20 protein-coding genes and 1 pseudogene are annotated in these 19,731 nt (G+C 71.0%); 15 read left to right on the forward strand and 6 right to left on the reverse strand.

Features of this window, described 5'->3' with window-relative positions:
- Together AB0B97_RS03075 and AB0B97_RS03080 are read right to left on the reverse strand one after the other, a co-directional pair.
- Window positions 1-246, reverse strand: coding sequence for a hypothetical protein (locus AB0B97_RS03075; protein WP_266241928.1), 246 nt, complete (start codon window positions 244-246; stop codon window positions 1-3).
- Between the two features lie 80 nt (window positions 247-326).
- The gene (locus AB0B97_RS03080; protein WP_357490184.1) at window positions 327-1,070 is read right to left on the reverse strand and encodes a TetR/AcrR family transcriptional regulator; all 744 of its coding nucleotides are present in this window, start codon (window positions 1,068-1,070) and stop codon (window positions 327-329) included.
- Between the two features lie 23 nt (window positions 1,071-1,093).
- On the opposite strand from AB0B97_RS03080, the gene AB0B97_RS03085 reads away from it, so the two are divergent.
- Window positions 1,094-2,248, forward strand: a complete 1,155-nt coding sequence (locus AB0B97_RS03085; RefSeq protein WP_357490186.1) for an FAD-dependent monooxygenase — start codon at window positions 1,094-1,096, stop codon at window positions 2,246-2,248.
- A gap of 15 nt (window positions 2,249-2,263) precedes the next feature.
- Here the strand turns inward: AB0B97_RS03085 and AB0B97_RS03090 are convergent, their stop codons facing one another.
- Both AB0B97_RS03090 and AB0B97_RS03095 read right to left on the reverse strand, forming a co-directional pair.
- On the reverse strand, window positions 2,264-3,235 hold the full coding sequence (locus AB0B97_RS03090; protein ID WP_357490188.1) for a LysR family transcriptional regulator: 972 nt from the start codon (window positions 3,233-3,235) through the stop codon (window positions 2,264-2,266).
- Between the two features lie 88 nt (window positions 3,236-3,323).
- Complete coding sequence (locus tag AB0B97_RS03095; RefSeq protein ID WP_357490189.1) at window positions 3,324-3,932, reverse strand: hemerythrin domain-containing protein; 609 nt, start codon at window positions 3,930-3,932, stop codon at window positions 3,324-3,326.
- Window positions 3,933-4,106: 174 nt separating this feature from the next.
- On the opposite strand from AB0B97_RS03095, the gene AB0B97_RS03100 reads away from it, so the two are divergent.
- Both AB0B97_RS03100 and AB0B97_RS03105 read left to right on the forward strand, forming a co-directional pair.
- Window positions 4,107-5,435 carry a M20/M25/M40 family metallo-hydrolase gene (locus AB0B97_RS03100; RefSeq protein WP_234582017.1) on the forward strand — a complete coding sequence of 443 codons (1,329 nt, stop codon included), beginning with the start codon at window positions 4,107-4,109 and terminating at the stop codon, window positions 5,433-5,435.
- Window positions 5,436-5,493: 58 nt separating this feature from the next.
- Window positions 5,494-6,153 (forward strand): hypothetical protein, encoded by a 660-nt coding sequence (locus tag AB0B97_RS03105; RefSeq protein ID WP_234582016.1) that lies wholly within the window; start codon window positions 5,494-5,496, stop codon window positions 6,151-6,153.
- Window positions 6,154-6,289: 136 nt separating this feature from the next.
- Here AB0B97_RS03105 and AB0B97_RS03110 read toward each other — a convergent pair whose 3' ends face one another.
- Both AB0B97_RS03110 and AB0B97_RS03115 read right to left on the reverse strand, forming a co-directional pair.
- On the reverse strand, window positions 6,290-6,481 hold the full coding sequence (locus AB0B97_RS03110; RefSeq protein ID WP_053655860.1) for a DUF5703 family protein: 192 nt from the start codon (window positions 6,479-6,481) through the stop codon (window positions 6,290-6,292).
- A 163-nt stretch (window positions 6,482-6,644) separates the two neighbouring features.
- Window positions 6,645-7,616 carry an aldo/keto reductase gene (locus AB0B97_RS03115; RefSeq protein WP_357490191.1) on the reverse strand — a complete coding sequence of 324 codons (972 nt, stop codon included), beginning with the start codon at window positions 7,614-7,616 and terminating at the stop codon, window positions 6,645-6,647.
- 187 nt (window positions 7,617-7,803) lie between these two features.
- On the opposite strand from AB0B97_RS03115, the gene AB0B97_RS03120 reads away from it, so the two are divergent.
- From AB0B97_RS03120 to AB0B97_RS03175, 12 genes and pseudogenes are all read left to right on the forward strand, one after another.
- The gene (locus AB0B97_RS03120) at window positions 7,804-8,856 is read left to right on the forward strand and encodes an LLM class F420-dependent oxidoreductase (RefSeq protein ID WP_357490192.1); all 1,053 of its coding nucleotides are present in this window, start codon (window positions 7,804-7,806) and stop codon (window positions 8,854-8,856) included.
- Entirely contained in the window at window positions 8,853-9,689 is an 837-nt protein-coding gene (locus AB0B97_RS03125) for an undecaprenyl-diphosphate phosphatase (RefSeq protein WP_357490193.1), read from the forward strand. The genes AB0B97_RS03120 and AB0B97_RS03125 overlap by 4 nt, the downstream gene beginning before the upstream one ends.
- Before the next feature lie 174 nt (window positions 9,690-9,863).
- Complete coding sequence (locus tag AB0B97_RS03130; RefSeq protein WP_357490195.1) at window positions 9,864-11,321, forward strand: sugar porter family MFS transporter; 1,458 nt, start codon at window positions 9,864-9,866, stop codon at window positions 11,319-11,321.
- Between the two features lie 173 nt (window positions 11,322-11,494).
- The gene (locus AB0B97_RS03135) at window positions 11,495-11,797 is read left to right on the forward strand and encodes an urease subunit gamma (RefSeq protein ID WP_179778963.1); all 303 of its coding nucleotides are present in this window, start codon (window positions 11,495-11,497) and stop codon (window positions 11,795-11,797) included.
- 44 nt (window positions 11,798-11,841) lie between these two features.
- Window positions 11,842-12,177: pseudogene (locus AB0B97_RS03140) on the forward strand (urease subunit beta); the annotation flags it as partial.
- A 174-nt stretch (window positions 12,178-12,351) separates the two neighbouring features.
- On the forward strand, window positions 12,352-14,070 hold the full coding sequence (locus AB0B97_RS03145) for an urease subunit alpha (RefSeq protein ID WP_357490196.1): 1,719 nt from the start codon (window positions 12,352-12,354) through the stop codon (window positions 14,068-14,070).
- A 62-nt stretch (window positions 14,071-14,132) separates the two neighbouring features.
- Window positions 14,133-14,696 (forward strand): urease accessory protein UreE, encoded by a 564-nt coding sequence (gene ureE / locus AB0B97_RS03150; RefSeq protein ID WP_234582009.1) that lies wholly within the window; start codon window positions 14,133-14,135, stop codon window positions 14,694-14,696.
- Between the two features lie 22 nt (window positions 14,697-14,718).
- The gene (locus tag AB0B97_RS03155) at window positions 14,719-15,396 is read left to right on the forward strand and encodes an urease accessory protein UreF (protein ID WP_357490198.1); all 678 of its coding nucleotides are present in this window, start codon (window positions 14,719-14,721) and stop codon (window positions 15,394-15,396) included.
- A 60-nt stretch (window positions 15,397-15,456) separates the two neighbouring features.
- Window positions 15,457-16,086 carry an urease accessory protein UreG gene (ureG, locus tag AB0B97_RS03160; RefSeq protein ID WP_234582007.1) on the forward strand — a complete coding sequence of 210 codons (630 nt, stop codon included), beginning with the start codon at window positions 15,457-15,459 and terminating at the stop codon, window positions 16,084-16,086.
- Window positions 16,083-17,000 carry an urease accessory protein UreD gene (locus AB0B97_RS03165; protein ID WP_357490200.1) on the forward strand — a complete coding sequence of 306 codons (918 nt, stop codon included), beginning with the start codon at window positions 16,083-16,085 and terminating at the stop codon, window positions 16,998-17,000. The genes ureG and AB0B97_RS03165 overlap by 4 nt, the downstream gene beginning before the upstream one ends.
- Before the next feature lie 19 nt (window positions 17,001-17,019).
- The gene (yut, locus tag AB0B97_RS03170; RefSeq protein ID WP_357490201.1) at window positions 17,020-18,045 is read left to right on the forward strand and encodes an urea transporter; all 1,026 of its coding nucleotides are present in this window, start codon (window positions 17,020-17,022) and stop codon (window positions 18,043-18,045) included.
- A gap of 26 nt (window positions 18,046-18,071) precedes the next feature.
- Window positions 18,072-19,730, forward strand: a complete 1,659-nt coding sequence (locus AB0B97_RS03175; protein ID WP_357490203.1) for an ammonium transporter — start codon at window positions 18,072-18,074, stop codon at window positions 19,728-19,730.
- Window position 19,731 lies beyond the last annotated feature (1 nt).

Here is a 19,731-nt window from a genome sequence, read left to right on the forward strand (position 1 = left end):
CTACTGGCCCTGGTCGGGTTCCAGGCTGCCGATGGTCAGTCCCGCCGCGTCGGCGGCGGCGTCGCGCTCGCCCCGGGTCTGGTCCTCCCGGGTGAGCAGGTTGGCGTACTCGGTGACGTCGGCCGGGTCGGGCACCTCCGGCAGCCGGCGCAGGAACGCCTCCACCTGGCGGGTGGCGGCGGTGTGCGCGGCGGCGGCCTGGCGGAGCAGTTCCCGGTCGTCGGCGGGCGGGTAGAGATCGGTCATGTCCGCCAGATACCCCGACAGCGGCCGTTCGCACCGCCACCGACCTGCCAGTAGGCGGCGTCCGGGTCGCGTCGCCGGGACTACCCGCCCGTACCGCCGGTCGGTTGGGGGTGGCCGGTGATGCCGTCCAGGATGGTGGTCAGGTTGTGGTTGAAGGTCTCCTCGGCGCTGAGGTGGGCGCCCTCGATGACGAGCCGGGCGACGGTGGGGTAGCGGCCGGTGTCGAGCATGCGGGTCAGGTAGGGGCCGAGGCTGGTCTGCCAGGCGCTGAACTCGGTGCCGGTGGAGCGGGCGGTGCGTCGCTCGGTGACCTCTCGGCGCAGGGCGCCGCCGACGAAGGCGTTGAGGGCGCCCAGGGCGCGCTGAAGGTCGTCGATGCCGTGTATGCCGGGGGCCTGGCTGAGGGCCGCGGCTGTCGTTTCGCCCACGGCGAGTGCGTGCGGGCCCAGGTGTGGCCGCCCGCCGAGCAGGTCGGCGAACCACTCGTGGTCGAGGGCGGCGGCGCGGGTCCGCCGAAAGACGGCAAGCACGGTGGCCCGCCACCCGGCCTGCTCGCCGGTCTCGGCGATCCGGGCGTAGACCGTGTCGACCATCAGGTCGAGCAGCTCCGATTTGGTGGCGACGTAGTCGTAGAGCCGCATCGGACCGACACCGAGCTCTTTGGCGATCTTGCGCACCGACAGTCCGTCGAGGCCGTGCGCGTCGGCGAGCCGGATCGCCGTGGCGGCGATCTTCGCACGGCTCAACGGCACCGGCGTCGCCCGGGGTTGGGGCTCGGGGCGTTCCCAGACGGGCACGACCTCATTACCGTACGATGTATCCACGCAATACAGTGTACGGTAAGGGCATGACGAAGCGACTGGCGATCGCCGGTGGTGGCCTGGGTGGCCTGACGCTGGCACGGATCCTGCACCGGCACGGCATCGACGCGGTGGTCTACGAACGCGAGGCCGGTCGCACCGCGCGCTCCCAGGGCGGAATGCTCGACCTGCACCCGGAGTCCGGGCAACTGGCCCTCGCCGAGGCGGGTCTCGACGACCGGTTCCGGTCCGAGGCCCGGCCCGAGGGCGAGGAGCATCGCATCCTCGACCCGGCCGGGCGCACCCTCGTGCACCACACGCCCCAACCCGGCTCGTTCGCCGGCCGCCCCGAGATCGACCGCACCGTCCTGCGTGATCTTCTGCTCGACTCGCTGCCGCCCGACGCGGTGGTGTGGCGGCGCCGCCTCGTCGCGGCCACGGCCCGACCGGGCGGGGGCTTCGGGTTGACCTTCGACGGCGGCCACCGGGCCGACTGCGACATCCTCGTCGGCGCGGACGGCGCACGCTCCGTCGTCCGGGCGCTGCTGACCGACGCGGGCCTGTCCCACGTGTCCAGCCACGTGGACCTGACCATCGACGACGCCGACCGACGCCACCCCGATCTCGCCGAGCTGGTCGGCCCGGGAAACCTCTGGTGCGTCGGCGTGAGCCAGATCCTCGCGGCGCAACGCCTCGGCGACGGCAGCATCCGCGTCGGGATCTCCCTACCCGCCGACGACCGGGACCTCGACACCTACCGGGACAAGCGTGCCCTGCTGGGCCTGTTCGACGGCTGGGACACCCGCCTCACCGCCCTGATCGACGCGGCCGACGGCCCACCGACGCCGCGCCGGGTCATGGTGATGCCGGTCGGCGCGCGCTGGGCCCACCAGCCGGGAGTCACCCTTCTCGGCGACGCCGCGCACCTCATGCCGCCCGTCGGCGAGGGCGCCAACCAGGCCATGCTGGACGCCGCCGAACTCGCGCGCGAACTCGCCGCCAACCCCGCCGACCCGGACGCGGCGATCCGGGCGTACGAGGAGGCGATGTTCGCCAGGATCCAGCCGATCGCCGAGATGTGCGCGCGAGTGCAGGCGATGATGCTGTCCCCGACGGCGGCGGACGACCTCGTCCGCTTCTTCACGCCCCGGTCCGCCACACCGTCGGGTGGGGACGAGGAACCCGTCGCCGCGCACCGCTAGACCGCTCGTGCGCCCTCACACCTCGCTGGGCTGCCGGACGCCGAAAGCCGGATTGCGCACCAGCCAGTCCAGGTAGGTGGGGTGCGGCGCCAGCGAGTCGGTGTACGCCGCCTTGGCCGTGGCCAGCAGCAGCTCCGCGTCCCCGGCGGCCGGCGAGTCCGGATGCCACCCCAGCAGCAGCCGCCAGCGCAGCGGGACACCGGCCAGCCGGCGGGTGACCAGGCCGCCGACGGGGCGGAACGTCGCCTGGCAGAGGGCCACCGCCACGCCCGCCTCCACCAGATCGACGCAGCCACGGATGTCGGTCTCGTACACCTTGCGCGGGGTGAAGCCGGCGCGGGCGCACGCGGCGGCGAAACAGTCGCCGAAGCAACCGTCGCCCGGCGCGGCCACCCACTGCTCATGGCCCAGGTCCGCCAGGCGCACCTCGGCCCGCGCCGCGAGCGGGTGGGTCTCCGGCAGCAGCACCAGCACCGGGTCGACGGCCACCTCCCGCCAGCTCAGTCCGAACGCGGCCGACGGGGTGGCGTCGCCGCACACACCGGTGAGGGCGAAGTCCAACCGCCCACCGGCCACCAACTGCGCAAGCTCGTCCACCGACCAGGAGGCGTACGTGGTGATCTGGGCCGGTGGCTGCTCGGCGGCCAGCCGGTGCACCAACCGGCCCAGGATCGGGCTGTTCACCCCGCCGAGGCGGTAGCAGCGGGGCGCCGCGCCCGCGCCGGCGAGCCGGGCCGCCTCGTCCTGCAGGCCCTTCATCGCCGGCAGCAGCACCCGGGCGCGGGCGAGCACCAGCTCACCGAGCGCGGTGGGCCGGGCGCCGCGCCGATCCCTGTCGAACAGCGGCCCGCCCAGCGTCCGCTCGATCCGCTGAAGCTGGGCGGTGAGCGCCGGCTGGGCGAGCCCGAGCGCCGACGCCGCCTTGGTCACACTCCCTGTCTCCGCGATCGCGCAGACCACCCGCAGGTGTCGCAGCTCCAGGTTCATACGGTGACGGTAGGACCACGCCGCAGCCTGCGGAAGAGGCCAAGCGGATCGGTGACGTTGAATGCATTTAGTGGCGCGGCCCGCGCTGTCAGTCGCGCGGCGGCTCCGGCAGGTCCGCCAGGTACGTCGGCCGCCGCGTCACCGCGTCACGGACCTTGTCCACCACGCCCACCGCCGGCTCGACGATCCGGTTCCACGGTGGCGTGGCCGGCGTGCCCGGGTGCGGCCGGGTCGGCGCGGCCTCCTCGGCGATCTCCAACCGGTTGCCCAGGCGGATCAGCTCCTCGGAGGTGGCCACCGCGCGCAACTCGGCCACGAGCGCGCCCACCCCGTCGACGTGGCGGCGGACCCGCTCGGCGACCTCGGTCAGGGTCTCGTCGGACAGTCCCTTCAGGGCCGCCAGCAGTGCGGCGTCAGCGTCGATCTCCGCGTCCACCCGGTCGGCGCGGGCCGGCAGCGCCGCCCGTACCGCCGGCAGCAGGTACTGCTCCTCGGCGGAGACGTGTCGCGACAGCGCGGCGGTGAGCACCGCCAGCCCCTCCTGCGGCGTGGCGTCCGGGCCGGTCAACTGGTCCACGAGAGCCAGCAGCTGCCGGTGCTCGCGGTCCACGATGTCGGCGATGCTGCGGCCACCGGGCCGGTAACCGTCCTCGGACACGGGCGCGGGCGGCAACGGGGGCAGGGGGACGGCGGACATGGTGCCCTCCTCGACTGGCGGGCGGAAGCTCCGGCAGGGGATGTGCGGTCGTGGGCGGCGGTACCCGAACGCGGACGCCGCGAAACCGGCACGCGGATCCGCCGAGGTGAATGCCCGGCCCCGGCACGCCGGTGCGCCGGCCCGCCGGTCACCGCGGACTGGTATGAAGGGGCGATGACGAGCGACGCCGCCTCCGCCCGACCGGACCCCAGCGCGGAGGTCGTGGACCTCTGCCGCGACCTGCTGCGCATCGACACCACCAACACGGGTGACAACGCCACGAGCGTCGGCGAGCGCCGCGCCGCCGAGTACGTGGCGGAGAAACTCGCCGAGGTGGGCGTCGAATCGGTCCTGCACGAGTCCGCGCCCGGCCGGGCCAACGTGGTGGCCCGCATCCCCGGCGCCGACCCGAGCCGGGGTGCGCTGCTGGTGCACGGCCACCTGGACGTGGTGCCCGCCGACGCCGACGAGTGGTCCGTGCACCCGTTCTCCGGCGAGGAGCGCGACGGCTACCTGTGGGGTCGCGGCGCCATCGACATGAAGGACTTCGACGCGATGGTGCTCGCCGTGGTGCGGCACTGGCAGCGTACCGGCGTACGGCCCCCGCGCGACATCGTGCTGGCGTACACCGCCGACGAGGAGGCGGGCAGCGACTACGGCGCGCGCTTCCTGGTGGAGAACCACCGCGGCCTCTTCGACGGCTGCACCGAGGCGATCGGTGAGGTCGGCGGCTTCTCCTACTCGGTCAACGACAGCCAGCGGTTGTATCTCATCGAGACCGCCGAGAAGGGCATCGACTGGCTGCGGCTGCACGCCAAGGGCCGCCCCGGGCACGGGTCGATGGTGCACGACGACAACGCGGTCACCGCGCTCGCCGAGGCCGTGGCCCGCATCGGCCGGCACCGCTTCCCGGTGGTGGTCACCGACACCGTACGGGCGTTCCTGGAGGAGGTCTCGGACCTGCTCGGCATCGAGCTGGACCCGAACGACCCGGAGACGGCGATCGCCAAGCTCGGCCCGATCGCCAACATCATCGGGGCGACCATCCGCAACACCGCCAACCCCACCCGCCTCAGCGCCGGTTACAAGGACAACGTCATCCCCGGCCGCGCCACCGCCACCATCGACTGCCGCAGCCTGCCCGGCCAGTCCGAGCTGCTGGAGCGGCAGCTGCGCGAGCTGGTCGGCCCGGACATCGCCATCGAGTACGTCCAGCGGCAGCCGGCGCTGGAGACCACCTTCGACGGCGACCTGGTCGAGGCCATGTCGGCGGCCCTGCGCGCCGAGGACCCGGGCGCGCGCCCGGTTCCGTACATGCTCTCCGGCGGCACCGACGCGAAGGCGTTCTCCCAGCTCGGCATCCGCTGCTTCGGGTTCGCGCCGCTGCGGCTGCCCGCCGACCTGAACTTCTCGGCGCTGTTCCACGGCATCGACGAGCGCGTTCCGGTCGACGGACTACAGTTCGGCGTGCGGGTTCTCGACCGGTTCCTCCGCTCCTGCTAACCGTGTCCGGTAGCTGCACCCGGCGCGTTATCTCCCCATCGTGAAGGGACTGCCCCACATGACCGACCAGCACGGTGAGCTGGACGCCGCTCTCGAGCGGGTGATCGAAGCGGCCCGCCACCACCTGGCCGCCGTACGCGCCGCGCAGGGCCGCGTCGACGACGACGACGTCTGGCAGGCGTACGTGGCGTTGAACAACGCGTCCTTCGCCTACGACGAGCAACTCCTCGACGCCTTCGGCGAGGTGACCCCGTGGGACGTCGACTCGATCGACCCGGACGAGGCCGACGAGCGCTTCGGCGGTGAGGGCGCCGAGGCCAGCGACCCCCACCCGCGGGTGATCTCGGTTCGTCAACGTCGCGACTACCGGGTGCCGAGCATCGCCGCGCTGCTGCGGGCGGCCGAGGCGGCCCGACGCGAGGGCACCCCGGAGGACGACGAGCCGGCGCCGGTGGAGGGCGTCGGCGAGGCGGTGCTGGAGCTGCTGCAGAGCGGCGACGGCTCGCTCGGCGCGCTGGACGTCCCCGAGTTGGAACCCCTGGACGGGGTGGTCATGGTCAGCGAGGTGGGCACACCCGTGGACCTGGAGTCGTTCGACGATGACGACGCCGTCGGCCCGTTCCAGCCGGCGAGTGACGACCGGCTCGTCGGCCGACTCGACGAGCACCCGTTCCTGGAGCTCGACGACGACCACGACCACGCCGGGCACCAGCACTAGGGCCGGCGTCCCGCCCGTCGCCGGTGCGCCTGCGCCTCGCGCGACCGGGGACCAGGCACGAGGCCAGGTGAGGCCCGGGGCCCGAACCGTTCGCGGTTCGGGCCCCGGGCGTGTCGCCGCCCGTCCCGGCCCGGCATCAGTACGACAGGCCCGGCTGCGGTTGGTTGACCCGCCGACGACGCAGCACGACCTGCCGCGTGCCGTCACGGAACAGCCGCACCCGAGCCAACTCCCATCCGGAGAACTCGGCCTGGATCGCCAACTGCGCCGCTGCGGTCAACCGGTCGACGTTCGGCGGCAGCCGCAGCGGCGCGTACTCGTAGTCCATGCCGTCCATGCTGCCCAGCCCAGCGGCCGTCCGCCACCCCCTCGGGGGTGACCAACGCCGCTGCCCTGCCTGATTCGTGCCGTCCCGGGTGCCCGCGCGTGGTCCTCGTCGCGGTCCGCGGGCGCCCCCGGTCAGCGCCCGACCCGGTGCGCGCGCACGTGCGTCAGCCGTCGCGCTCGGGGTAGCCGATGGGCACCGACGAGACGTCGTCAAGCGCGGTGGTGATCTCCTCGGGCAGCGTGATCCGCTCGACCTGCAACGCGCCGAGCAACTGCCCCACCGTGCGGGCGCCGAGGATCGGCGCGGTCACCCCGGGTCGGTCCCGGATCCACGCCAGCGCCACCTCCAGCGGCGACACCCCCAGGCCGCCGGCCGCGGTCGCCACCGCCTCCACGATGCTCGAGCAGCGCGGCTCCAGGTACGTGGAGACGAACCGCTCGAAGTGCGGCGAGGCGGCCCGCGAGTCCGCCGGCCGGCCGTGCCGGTACTTGCCGGTGAGCACGCCCCGACCCAGCGGCGACCAGGGCAGCACGCCGAGGCCCAGCGCGTCGCACGCCGGCAGCACCTCCCGCTCCACGCCCCGCTCCAGCAGCGAGTACTCGACCTGGGCGGCGACCACCGGCGCCCGGCCCGGCCAGGCCGTCTGCCAGGCGGCGGCCCGCGCGGTCTGCCAGCCGGAGAAGTTCGACACCCCCACGTAGCGGACCTTCCCGCTGGCCACCGCGTGGTCCAGGGCGGCCAGGGTCTCCTCCAGGGGGGTGTCCGGGTCGTACCCGTGCACCTGGAACAGGTCGACGTGGTCCGTGCCGAGCCGGCGCAGCGACGCCTCCAGGGTGCGCAGCAGGTGGCCCCGGGAGCCGTCACGACGCCTACCGCTGCCCGGCCGCAGCCCCGCCTTGGTGGCGATCAACAGCTCGTCGCGCGGAACGAGGGTGCCCAGCAGCGACCCGATCACCGACTCGGCGTCGCCGTCGCCGTACACGTCTGCGGTGTCGATCAGGTTGCCGCCCGCGTCCAGGTAACTCTTCAGCTGGGCGGCCGCATCGTCGGCGTCGGTGTCCCGGCCCCAGGTCATGGTGCCGAGCGCGAGCCGCGAAACCGCCAGCCCGCTTCGGCCGAGCGGTCGCTGTTGCATGGGTGAACCTTATTTCGAACCCGCCGCCACGGATATCCTCGCTCCCGTCATCTCTGCCGGTTCTGCCGGTTCCGCCTCCGGCGGACACCGTGACGGGCGGGGGATCATTGGCGGTGAGCCGGTGACAGGGTCCGTTTTCGGCATTGCGTAACCTGGTGCGACCTGTGCCACGGATGGGGGAGGACCAGTGCGACTCGGGCTCAACCTTGGATACCAGACAGCGTGGAGCACACCCGCCGACCACCTGGCGCTGGCCCAGGAGGCGGATCGCCTCGGCTACTCGGTGGTGTGGGCGGCGGAAGCCTACGGCTCCGACTCGCCGAGCACGCTCGCCTGGATCGCCGGCCAGACGCAGCGGATCGACGTGGGCTCGGCGGTGATGCAGATTCCCGCCCGTACGCCGGCCGCGACCGCGATGACCGCCGCCACCATCGACGCGCTCTCCGGCGGCCGGTTCCGGCTGGGCCTCGGCGTGTCCGGCCCGCAGGTCTCCGAGGGCTGGCACGGGGTGCGGTTCGCCAAGCCGCTGGGCCGGACCCGCGAGTTCGTCGACATCGTCAAGCTGGCCGTCGCCCGCAAGGAGGTGGCGTACGACGGCGAGCACTACACCCTGCCGCTGCCCGACGGTCCCGGCAAGGCGCTGCGGCTGAGCTTCCACCCACCCCGCGAACACATCCCGATCTACCTCGCCGCGGTCGGGCCGAAGAACCTGGAGTTGGCCGGCGAGATCGCCGACGGCTGGCTCGCCGTGTTCTACGCCCCGGAGTTCGCCGACGAGCACCTCGCCGCCGTGACCGCCGGGCGGGCCAAGGTCGGCAAGGAGCTGGCCGGCTTCGACGTGGTGCCCTCCGTGCCGGTCGTCGTCGGCGACGACGTGGCCTCCTGCGCCGAGCTGGTGCGCTGGTACGCCGCGCTCTACGTCGGCGGGATGGGCAGCCGCACGCAGAACTTCTACAACCAGCTCGCCACCCGGATGGGCTACGGCGACGCCGCGCGCGAGGTGCAGGACCTGTACCTGGCCAAGCGGCAGCGCGACGCGGCCGCCGCGGTGCCGATGGAGTTCATCGACCGCACCTCGCTGCTCGGCCCGAAGGAGCGCATCGCCGAACGGATGCGGGAGTACGCCGCCTCCGGCGTCACCACGCTGTCGGTGACCCTGTTCGTGGCCGACCGGGACAGTGGCGTGCAGACCCTGCGTACGGTCGCCGAGGCGCTCGACCTTTCCGGAGTCGGCGAGTGACCTGGATCGAGGCCATCGTCCTGGGCGTCGTCCAGGGGCTGACCGAGTTCCTGCCGGTCAGCTCGTCGGGGCATCTGCGGATCACCTCGGCGATCTTCTTCGACCGCGACGCGGGCGCGTCGTTCACCGCCGTCACCCAGCTCGGCACCGAGGCGGCCGTGCTGATCTACTTCGCGAAGGACATCTGGCGGATCACGCGTACCTGGCTGGTGGGGCTACGCGACAGGTCGGTGCGCTCCAGCCTCGACTACCGGATGGGCTGGTACGTGATCGTCGGCTCGATCCCGATCGGGCTGTTCGGTTTCGTGTTCAAGGACCAGATCAAGACCGCCGGACGCAACCTGTGGGTCGTGGCGACCACGCTGATCGTGTTCGCGTTCGTGTTGGCGTTCGCGGAGTACTGGGGGCGGCAGACCCGCACCCTGGAGAACTTCCGGATGAAGGACGGCATCGTGATGGGCTTCGCCCAGGCGATGGCGCTGGTCCCGGGCGTGTCCCGCTCCGGCGGCACGCTCACCGCGGGCCTGCTGCTCAACCTGACGCGGGAGGCGGCGGCGCGCTACTCGTTCCTGCTGGCCATCCCGGCGGTCGTGATGTCCGGCGTGTTCAGCCTCGGGGACGTCTTCGAACCGTCCGCTCCGGGCACGTCAGTGCCCACCGTGGCCCAGACGATCGTGGCCACCGTCATCGCGTTCGGTATCGGCTACGCGGCCATCGCCTGGCTGCTGCGCTACGTCGCCCACCACACCCTGTACGTCTTCGTGCTGTACCGGGTGGCGCTGGGCACCCTGGTCCTCGCTCTCCTGCTGACCGGCACGATCAGCGCCACCTGAGTCGACCGCGCCCGGCCCCCATCCCGCGCGTAAGGGGTGGGGGCCGGTCCCTGTCCACGGTCCGGCGAAACTGGTCGTTTCCCCCGTTGTGCACGCAAGCCCCTTAGCGCACCTATCCTGCTGATATCGGGCTGTCTCCCCGGGTGGGATCTGCTCGCGTCGGAGGGGGCGACAGTGACTGCCAGTGCTGGCCCGAAGCGCGGCCGGGGGCTGCCGCCGAGGCGCAACCTCGTCGCGGTCGTGTCGATCGTGGTGCTGTCCGGCGCGTTCTTCGGCTACGACCAGGGCATCATCAGCGGCGCGCTCCGCGACATTCGCCAGACCTTCCACGCGGACACCTTCGCCGTCGAGGTGGCGGCGAGCTGGGTGACGCCCGGGGCGTTGGTGGGTGCGTTGCTCGGTGGTCACCTCGCGGACCGGATCGGTCGGCGGGGGGCGCTCTGGGTCGCCGCCGCCACGTTCGCGGTGGGCACCGTCGTGCAGGCGGTGGCGCCGGTCATCGGGGTCATGTTCGGTGCGCGGTTGATCCTGGGGCTGGGCATCGGCGTGGCCTCGGTCGCCGGCCCGATGTACGCGGCGGAGGCCGCGCCGGAACGGATCCGCGGCAGTCTCCTGGCGATCTACCAGTTCTCCACCACGTTCGCCATCTTCATCGGCTACCTGGCGGACGAGCTGTTCGAGGCCGGCACCTCCTGGCGTTACCTGCTGGCGGCGGCCTCCCTGCTGGGCGTGGCCCTCGCTCTGGTCACCACGGTCATCCCCGACTCGGCGGTCTGGTACTTCGGACGGGGGGACCGGCGCCGGGCGGAGGCATCCCTGCGGGCGACAGTGCCGCAGTCGAAGGTGCCCCAGCGGCTGCACGCCATCGAGGAGAGCCTCTCGGCCGGCAAGGCGGGGTGGCGGGAGGTGCTGTCGCCACAGTGGCGGCGTCCGCTGGTGCTCGGTGTCGGCATGGCGCTGTTCCAGCAACTGACCGGGATCAACGGGATCATCTACTACGCCGATGAGATCTTCTCGTCCGCCGGGTTCCACACCCCGCAGGCGCAACTGGCCGCGACCACCTGGGCGATCGGCGCTGTCGACTCACTCTTCACGCTTGTCGCTGTCGCCTTCCTGGATCGGCTCGGTCGCCGGCCGCTGCTGCTGGTCGGGCTCCTGGGCATGGCGGTCTCGCTCGTGGTGGTCAGTCTCAGCTTCGCCCGGATGGCCCCGGGGGCGCAGAGCGCCGGAGCGACCGGGCACCATCCCACCGACGCGGGCATCTTCCTGCTGATCGGCGTGGTCATGTTCGTGGCGTTCTACGCGATGTCCATCGGGCCCACCGCCTGGACGGTCATCAACGAGATCTTCCCGGGTCGCATCCGGGGCCGGTGCGTCGCGATCGCCTCCGCCACCCACTGGGGCACCGAGTACCTGATCACGCAGTTCTTCCTGAGCATGCTCGACGCCCTGGGAAGGTCGGGCGTGTTCGCGCTCTTCGCCGGCACCTGTGTGCTCGGCTTCGTGTTCGTCTGGCGGTACCTGCCGGAGACCAAGGGCAAGACCCTCGAACAGATTCAGCGGATGTGGCAGACCGACGCGCGTGCCCGCCGGCCGCACCGTCGCGACGACCGGTCGGCCGGTACGGCGTGATTCTCGGCTTCTGACCCGCGACGCAGGGGATCGGGCGTACGGTTCCGGTAAAGCCGTCCAAAACGGATTTAGTGGACAAATAAGTTCATTCGGGTGGAGCGTTGGTGCCCACCCGGGGCGAATCCGCTCGGCGGGCTGGCGGCTCCCGACCGACCGTCGCGAAGGACCAGGACGTGCATCTGACACCAAGGGAATTCGACAAGCTGACGATCCTCTCGATGGCCATCGTCGCCAACGCCCGCAAGGCCAGGGGGATCAAGCTGAACCACCCCGAGGCCGTGGCGGTGATCTGCGCCGCGGCCCTGGAGGGGGCCCGGGAGGGCAAGACCGTCGAAGAGGTCATGAACGACGCCCGCAGCACCCTCAGCGCCGACGACGTGATGCCGGGCGTACCGGACATGCTGCCCATGATCCAGGTCGAGGCGGTCTTCACCGACGGCTCGCGCCTGGTCACCGTGCACTCACCGATCCGCTAGGCGCAGCCAGCCCAGAGGCGATCTCCAGGAAGGTGGAGCAGGAAATGGCCACGCAACATCCCGGCCCCAACTCGAAGCACGTGCGACCCATCGGGGGCTACGTGCTGAGCGATCAACCGCTGGAGCTGAACGCGGGGCGGCCCGTCACCGAGGTCGTCGTCCACAACACCGGTGACCGGCCGATCCAGATCGGCTCCCACTTCCACTTCTTCGAGGCCAACCGGATGCTCGCCTTCGACCGTGAGGCCGCCTTCGGCAGGCGGCTGAACATCCCGGCGACGACCTCCATCCGCTTCGAGCCGGGCGACAAGAAGACCGTCGAGCTCATCCCCTTCGGCGGGCAGCAGCGCGTCTACGGATTCAACGGCCTGGTGCAGGGGTGGAGCGGCAGCGAGTCGACCCCCAGTTACCGGCCGGACCGTACCGAGGCGATCCACAACGCCAAGACCCGGGGCTTCAAGTTCGCCCCGGAGCAGCAGGACGACCCCAAGGGCAAGAAGAAGTAGATCGATTAACCCGCAGGGCTGCGCGCCTCGGGCAGGAGAGATGATTCGATGAGCCAGATTTCCCGGCAAGAGTATTCCGGCATGTACGGCCCCACGACGGGTGACCAGATCAGGCTCGGCGACACCGACCTGTACATCGAGATCGAGAAGGACCTGCGGGTCCTCGGCGACGAGGTGATGTACGGCGGGGGCAAGACGCTGCGCGACGGCATGGGGGTCAACAACCAGTACACCAACGCGCAGGGTGGCCTGGATCTGGTCATCACCAACGTGACCATCCTCGACGCGACGCTCGGCGTGGTGAAGGCCGACGTCGGGGTCAAGGACGGCAAGATCGCCGGCATCGGCAAGGCCGGTAACCCGAACATCATGGACGGGGTCACCCCCGAGCTGGTGACCGGTCCGGGCACCGAGGCCATCTCCGGCGAGCACCTCATCCTGACCGCCGGGGGCATCGACACGCACGTGCACCTGGTGACGCCGCTGCAGGCGCAGGCCGCCCTGAGCAACGGCGTGACCACCCTGTGGGGCGGCGGCACCGGCCCGACCGACAGCACCAACGGCGTCACCATCACCCCCGGGCCCTGGAACATCCACGCGATGATGCGGGCCTTCGAGAGCATCCCGATCAACATCGGCCTGATGGCGAAGGGCAACAGCACCGGCCGCGCGCCGCTGGTGGAACAGATCATGGCCGGTGCGCCGAGCTTCAAGATCCATGAGGACTGGGGCGCCCCGCCGGCGGTGATCCGGGCCTGCCTGGACGTCGCCGACGAGTTCGACGTGCAGGTCAGCATCCACACCGACACTCTCAACGAGAGCGGATACCTCGAGGACAGCATCGCCGCGTTCGAGGGCCGGACGATCCACACCTTCCACACCGAGGGCGCCGGTGGCGGCCACGCGCCGGACGTCATCAAGGTCGCCGGCCAGATGAACGTGCTGCCCAGCTCGACCACGCCTACGGTGCCGTACGGCATCAACAGCCAGTCCGAGCTGTACGACATGATCATGGTCTGTCACAACTTCAACCCGCAGGTCCCCTCGGACGTGGCCTTCGTGGAGAGCCGGATCCGGACCGAGACGATCGCGGCCGAGGACGTCCTGCTCGACGAGGGCGTCATCTCGATGATGCAGAGCGACTCGCAGGCCATGGGGCGCGTCGGCGAGACCTGGCTGCGCACCATCCAGCTCGCCGGGCAGATGAAGACCGCCCGCGGCAAGCTCGCCGAGGACTCCAGCGCCAACGACAACTTCCGGGTGCTGCGGTACGTCGCCAAGATGACCATCAACCCGGCCATCACCCAGGGGATCTCGCACGTGCTGGGATCGGTCACGCCGGGCAAGATGGCCGACCTCGTGCTCTGGGAGCCGGCGTTCTTCGGGGCCAAGCCGAAGCTCGTGCTCAAGGGCGGCATGATCGCCTGGTCGATCATGGGTGACCCGAACGCGTCACTGCCGACACCGCAGCCGGTCTACTACCGGCCGTCGTTCGCCGCGTTCGGCAGCCAGCTGGCCAAGACCTGCGTGACCTTCGTGTCCCGGGCCGCGCACGAGGCCGGCATCGCCGAGCAGCTCGGCCTGCAACGGCAGGTCATGCCCGTGTACCGGACCCGCGGGCTCACGAAGCGGGACATGGTCCGCAACGACCGGCTTCCCAAGCTCGAGGTCGATCCGGAGACCTTCGCCGTGAAGATGGACGGCGTGCACGCGACGGTGCCGCCGGCCCGGAACCTGCCGCTGAGCCAGCTCTACTTCTTCAGCTGACCCCCCGCCGGGGCCGCCTCGTGGGTGGCTGGTCCCGGCACACCTACCGAAAGGAGAGGCCCGTGCTCGTCGAGACGGTGCTGGGCAACATGAACGAGCCGGACTGGACGCTCCGCCTGAAGGAAGCGCGCATCGACGACCTGGTCCTCGACCAGTGGGACGCCCAGAAGAGCCGCATCCGCAAGATGACCAGCTCCGGGGCCGAGTTGTCGGTCGCGCTCGCGCGTGGGGTCCGCTTGCGCGACGGCGACGTCCTGGCCTGGGACGACCTCACCGCCACGGCGGTGGTAGCCCGGGTGCAGCTGGGCGAGGTGATGGTGGTCCACCTCGACCAGCTGCGCGGCGAGTCGGCTGAGCTGCTCATCCGCTCGGCCGTCGAGCTGGGTCACGCCATCGGCAACCAGCACTGGCCCGCCGTGGTCAAGGGCACCAAGATGTACGTCCCGCTGACGGTGGACCGCAAGGTGATGGACTCGGTGATGCGCACCCACGCCTTCACCGGGATCACCCACGAGTTCGTGCCCGGCACCGAGGTCATCGCGTACCTCGCGCCGCACGAGTCGCGGCGGCTGTTCGGCGGCGCCGACTCGACGCCGCACTCCCATCTCCCCGCCGACCTCAACTGAGCGGGGGCGCACGGTGCGCACCATGGCCGAAACCCTGAAGCTGCTCCAGTTCGGCGACTCCGTCTTCCCGGTCGGCGCCTTCTCCTTCTCCAGCGGCCTGGAGATGGCCGTCGAGCACGGTGTCGTCCACGACCGGACGACCCTGCAGGACTACGTCCGGACGGTCACCCGGCTCGCCGCCACCGGGGACGGGGTCGCGCTGCTCGCCGGTCACCGGGCCGCCGGCGCGGGGGACCTCGACCGGATCCGGCGGGCCGACGAGGCCGTCCACCTCCGCAAGATCAACGAAGAGATGCGGACGATGTCCGTACGCATGGGACGCAAGCTGGCCGAAGCCGCGACCCGGATCGTCGGGGAGACCCTGCTCAAGAAGCGCCTCAGCGAGTCGGCCGGCGGCGTGCCGGTCACCTACCCGGTCGCGCTCGGGGTGGTCTTCGCCGACCTCGGCGTGCCCGAGGAGGACGCGTTCGCCGCCCACCAGTACGGCGCGGCCTCGACGGTGCTCAGCGCCGCCATCCGGTTGATGCGGGTCGACCATCTCGACGCGCAGTCGATCCTGTTCGCGGTCAACGAGAAGGTCACCGACGACTACCGCGACGTGCGCACGGCCGACCTCGACGACATGCAGACCTTCGGGCCGCACCTCGACGTCCTGGCCGCCGCGCACCAGCACGTCCACGTGCGGATGTTCATGAGCTGAGAGCCGAACATCCGCATTCTCCCGCACCTGAAACGCCTTTCGAGAAGGACAGGTCACATCATGAAGTCGGCAAGTCGTATCGGCGTCGGCGGCCCGGTGGGCAGCGGCAAGACCGCGATCATCGAGGCTGTCGTGCCCCGTTTCGTGGACAACGGACTGCGCGTACTGGTGATCACCAACGACGTCGTCACCACCGAGGACGCGAAGCACGTGCGCCGCGCCCTGACCGGGGTCCTGGTCGAGGAGCGGATCCTCGGAGTGGAGACCGGTGCCTGCCCACACACCGCAGTGCGGGAGGACCCGAGCATGAACCTGGCCGCGGTCGAGGACATGGAATCCCGCTTCCCGGACAGCGACGTCGTGCTCATCGAGAGCGGCGGGGACAACCTCACCCTGACGTTCAGCCCCGCGCTCGTCGACTTCTTCATCTACGTCATCGACGTGGCGGCCGGCGACAAGATCCCGCGCAAGAACGGTCCGGGGATCTCCAAGTCCGACATCCTCGTGATCAACAAGACCGACCTCGCCCCCTACGTGGAGGCGGACCTCGACGTCATGGCGCGCGACGCGGACCTGATGCGCAACGGCAAGCCCGTCGTGTTCACCAACTGCAAGACCGGCGAGGGCATCGACGAACTGGTGTCGCTGATCCGCCGCAACGCGCTCTTCGACGCCGAAGTGGTCGCATGATCACACTGGACAGCGCGCGGGAACTGGAGCCGTACCAGGACCAACCGGCCCAGTTGCCCGCGGCGTCCAACGGCAAGGTCGGCATCCTGCGCCTCGGGTTCGAGCGGCGCGGCGACCGGACGATCCTGCACGACCTCTACCGGCAGTCGCCCCTGCTCGTCCAGCGGGCCCTCTACTGGGACGAGGAGATGCCGCAGCTGCCCTGCGTCATGATCCTCACCACCTCCGGCGGTGTGCTCCAGGGCGACCGCCTGCACCTGGACGTCGACCTGGCGCCGGGCAGCCAGGCGCACCTGGTCACGCAGGCCGCCACCAAGATCCAGGAGATGGACGCGAACTACGGCTCGCAGATCCAGCGGTTCACCCTGGCCGAGGACACCTATCTCGAATACCTCCCGGAGCCGACGATCCCGTACCGGGGCAGCCGGTTCGTCACCGACACCGAGGTGCGGCTCCCGGAGAGCGCCACCATGCTCTACGGCGAGATCCTGCAACCCGGCCGGAAGTACTACCGCGACGGCGAACTCTTCGCGTACGACCTCTTCTCCTCCTGTCTGCGGGCCGAGCGTCCGGACGGCCGGCGGTTGTTCGTGGAGAAGTTCGTGGCGGCCCCCGGCCGGTTCCCGGTGGCGCGGCTCGGGGTCCTGGACCGCTTCCACATCTTCGGCAACGTCGTGCTGCTCACCAGCGCCGAGCGGGCCGCCCGCGTCTTCGAACGGACCGCGACGCCGGTCTGGGACGAGCAGACGCCGCTGGCCAGCGCCGTCAGTCGGCTGCCGAACGACGCCGGCCTCATGTTCAAGGTCCTGGGGCAGGAGACCGAGCCGGTTCGTGCCGCGGTCCGCGCCTTCTGCGTGGCCGCCCGTGAAGAGGTGACCGGCCGCACCTTCCCGCCGACGTTCAGCTGGCGATGACGCATCCGAGGAGAGTGTCGTGACGAGCGTGACCCAGGGCTGGGACAGGCTGAGTGACCGCAACCCGTTCCTCGGGTTCGTCGACGCCTGCCTGCGCGGGCCCGCGCAGGTCGTCCTGCAGAACAACCCGCTCACCGGCCTGCTCGTCCTCGTGGCGGTCGCCTGGGGGGCCGTCGAGAACGGGCAACCGCGGATTTTCGGGGGAGCGGTCCTCGGCCTGGTCGTCGGCACCGCCACGGCCGTCGCCCTGCGGGTCGACGAGCCCTCGTTACGTAAGGGACTGTTCGGCTTCAGCCCGTTCCTGACCGGCATCGCCGTCCCGACGTTCCTCGACGACCGGCCGCTCATGTGGCTCTACCTGGTGCTCGGCGCGATCGCCACGACGGTGGTCACCCTGGCCCTGAACGCGATCTTCAAGACCTGGGGGCTGACCGCGTTCACCATGCCGTTCGTGCTGACCACCTGGGTCCTGCTGATGGCCGCCTACCAGTTCGACAGGTTCACCGTGCTCACCAAGCTGAAGCCCATGTTCCCCGGTGCGGGGCAACTGACCGGGGGCCGCTTCGACTGGGACCTGATCCCCACCTTTCTGCGCGGGGTGTCCCAGGTCTACCTGATCGACAGCTGGGTCACCGGTCTGCTCATCCTGGTCGCGTTGCTGGTCAACTCCCGCTGGTCGGCGCTGTTCGCGGTGATCGGCGCCGTCGGCGCGACCCTGCTGGCGCTCTGGTTCGGCGCCGACGCGTCCTCCCTGGACAAGGGCCTGCTCGGCTTCAACGCGGTGCTGACGGCGATCGCCGTGGGCGCGGTGCTGCACCGTCCCGGAGCGATGGTCACCATCTACACCCTCTTCGGCATCGCGCTGACGCTCTTCGTCCAACTGGCCCTGGCGACGGTCCTCACCCCGCTGGGCATTCCGGTGCTGACCGGGCCGTTCAACATCGCCACCTGGCTGCTGCTGCTGCCCAGGCGGCACTTCGCGCCGGTGCCCAACCACGAACGCGTCAAGGAGTCCATCCTCACCGAGGTGAGACGCACCGTCTGACGTACCGAAAGGAGAGGTGAGCTCCCATGCTCGCTCAGGAAGCGGTGAACTCGGGCGACACCGCCTGGGTGCTCGTCTGCGCCGGCCTGGTGCTGTTCATGACTCCCGGCCTGGCCGCCTTCTACGGCGGGATGGTCCGCACCCGCAACGTGCTCGCCATGCTCCAGCAGAACATGATCGCGCTGGGCGTGGTCAGCCTGACCTGGGTCCTGGTGGGCTACACCATCGCGTTCGGTGACGACGCCGGCACCGGCCTCTTCGGCAACCTCGAACTCTTCGGCCTGACCGACCTCAGGGTGCCGCCCGCGCCCCACCTGCACGTCATCGCCGGTCAGGTGACCATACCGACCCTGGCGTTCGTCGCGTACCAGATGATGTTCGCGGTGATCACCCCCGCGCTCGTCACCGGCGCGACGGCGGGCCGGCTCAAGTTCGCCGGCTGGGTCGCGTTCCTGGCGATCTGGTCCATCGTGGTCTACGCGCCGGTCGCGCACTGGCTCTGGCACCCCGACGGTTGGCTGGCCAGGTTGGGCGCCCAGGACTGGGCCGGTGGGATGGTCGTGCACGCCTCGGCGGGCGCCGCCGTGCTGGGCACGTTGCTGGTCGTCGGACGCCGGCGCGGTTGGCCACGCACCGCCTCCCCGCCCAACTCGATCCCGCTGACCATCCTGGGCGCGGGCATCCTCTGGTTCGGCTGGTTCGGGTTCAACGGCGGCGACGGACTCCAGGCCAACGGTCTGGCCGCCCAGGCGCTGATCAACACCCATCTCGCGGCCGCCGCCGGAATGCTCGTCTGGCTGGTCGCGGAGCGGGTGAAGGACGGCCACAGCACCGTCGTGGGCGGCGTCTCCGGCGCGGTCGCGGGGCTCGCGACGGTCACCCCCGCCGCCGGGTACGTCAACACGGTCTCCGCCATCGCCATCGGCGCGATCGCGGGATTCGTCTGCCACTTCGCGCTGCGGTTGAAGTACCTGCTGCGGCTCGACGACGCGCTGGACGTCCTCGCGGTCCACTTCGTCGGCGGAATGCTCGGCTCGCTGCTGGTCGGCTTCTTCGGCGACAGCGGCGTCAACCCGCTCGGCAAGGACGGCCTGTTCTTCGGCGGCGGCGGATCCCTGCTGTGGCACCAGATCGTCGGCGTGGTCACCGTGGTGGCGTTCTCGTTCGTGCTCAGTTGGGCGATCGCCGCCGCGGTGCAGGCCGTGCTCGGGCTGCGTGCCCCCGCCGACGTGCAGGACAACCTCGACCACGCCCAACAGGACGCCGACGCCTACCACCTGGGCGGCGTGGCGGGTCTCAACGGCAGCGGGGCGCCGCAACGCCGCCAGCCGGGAGCGGGACGCGCCGCCGAACGTCCCACCCGGCCGGTCCAGAACGCCCGGCTGGTCACCGCGACGGTCAACCCGACGCTGCTGCCGACGACCCGGGAGCTTCGCGACGCCCTGGTCGGCGCGGGAGCCACCTCCATCGTGCTCTCCGACGCGACGGTCTCCACCGCCGAACCGACAGCCCGTTCGCTGCCCCGGGGCTACTGGCAGGACCAGGATCTCGTGGGCCGGGCCCGGGTCGAGGTGGTGGTGGAGCGCGAGGCGGTGCCCGCGGTGCTGGACGTGCTGGGTCGGTACGGCGCCGAGCGGTCGGACGGCTTCGTGCAGGACGTCCAGCTCGCGACCGACGTGCGCTGAG

This window comes from Micromonospora sp. NPDC049004 (genome assembly GCF_040649315.1).
Classification (GTDB): Bacteria; Actinomycetota; Actinomycetes; order Mycobacteriales; family Micromonosporaceae; genus Micromonospora.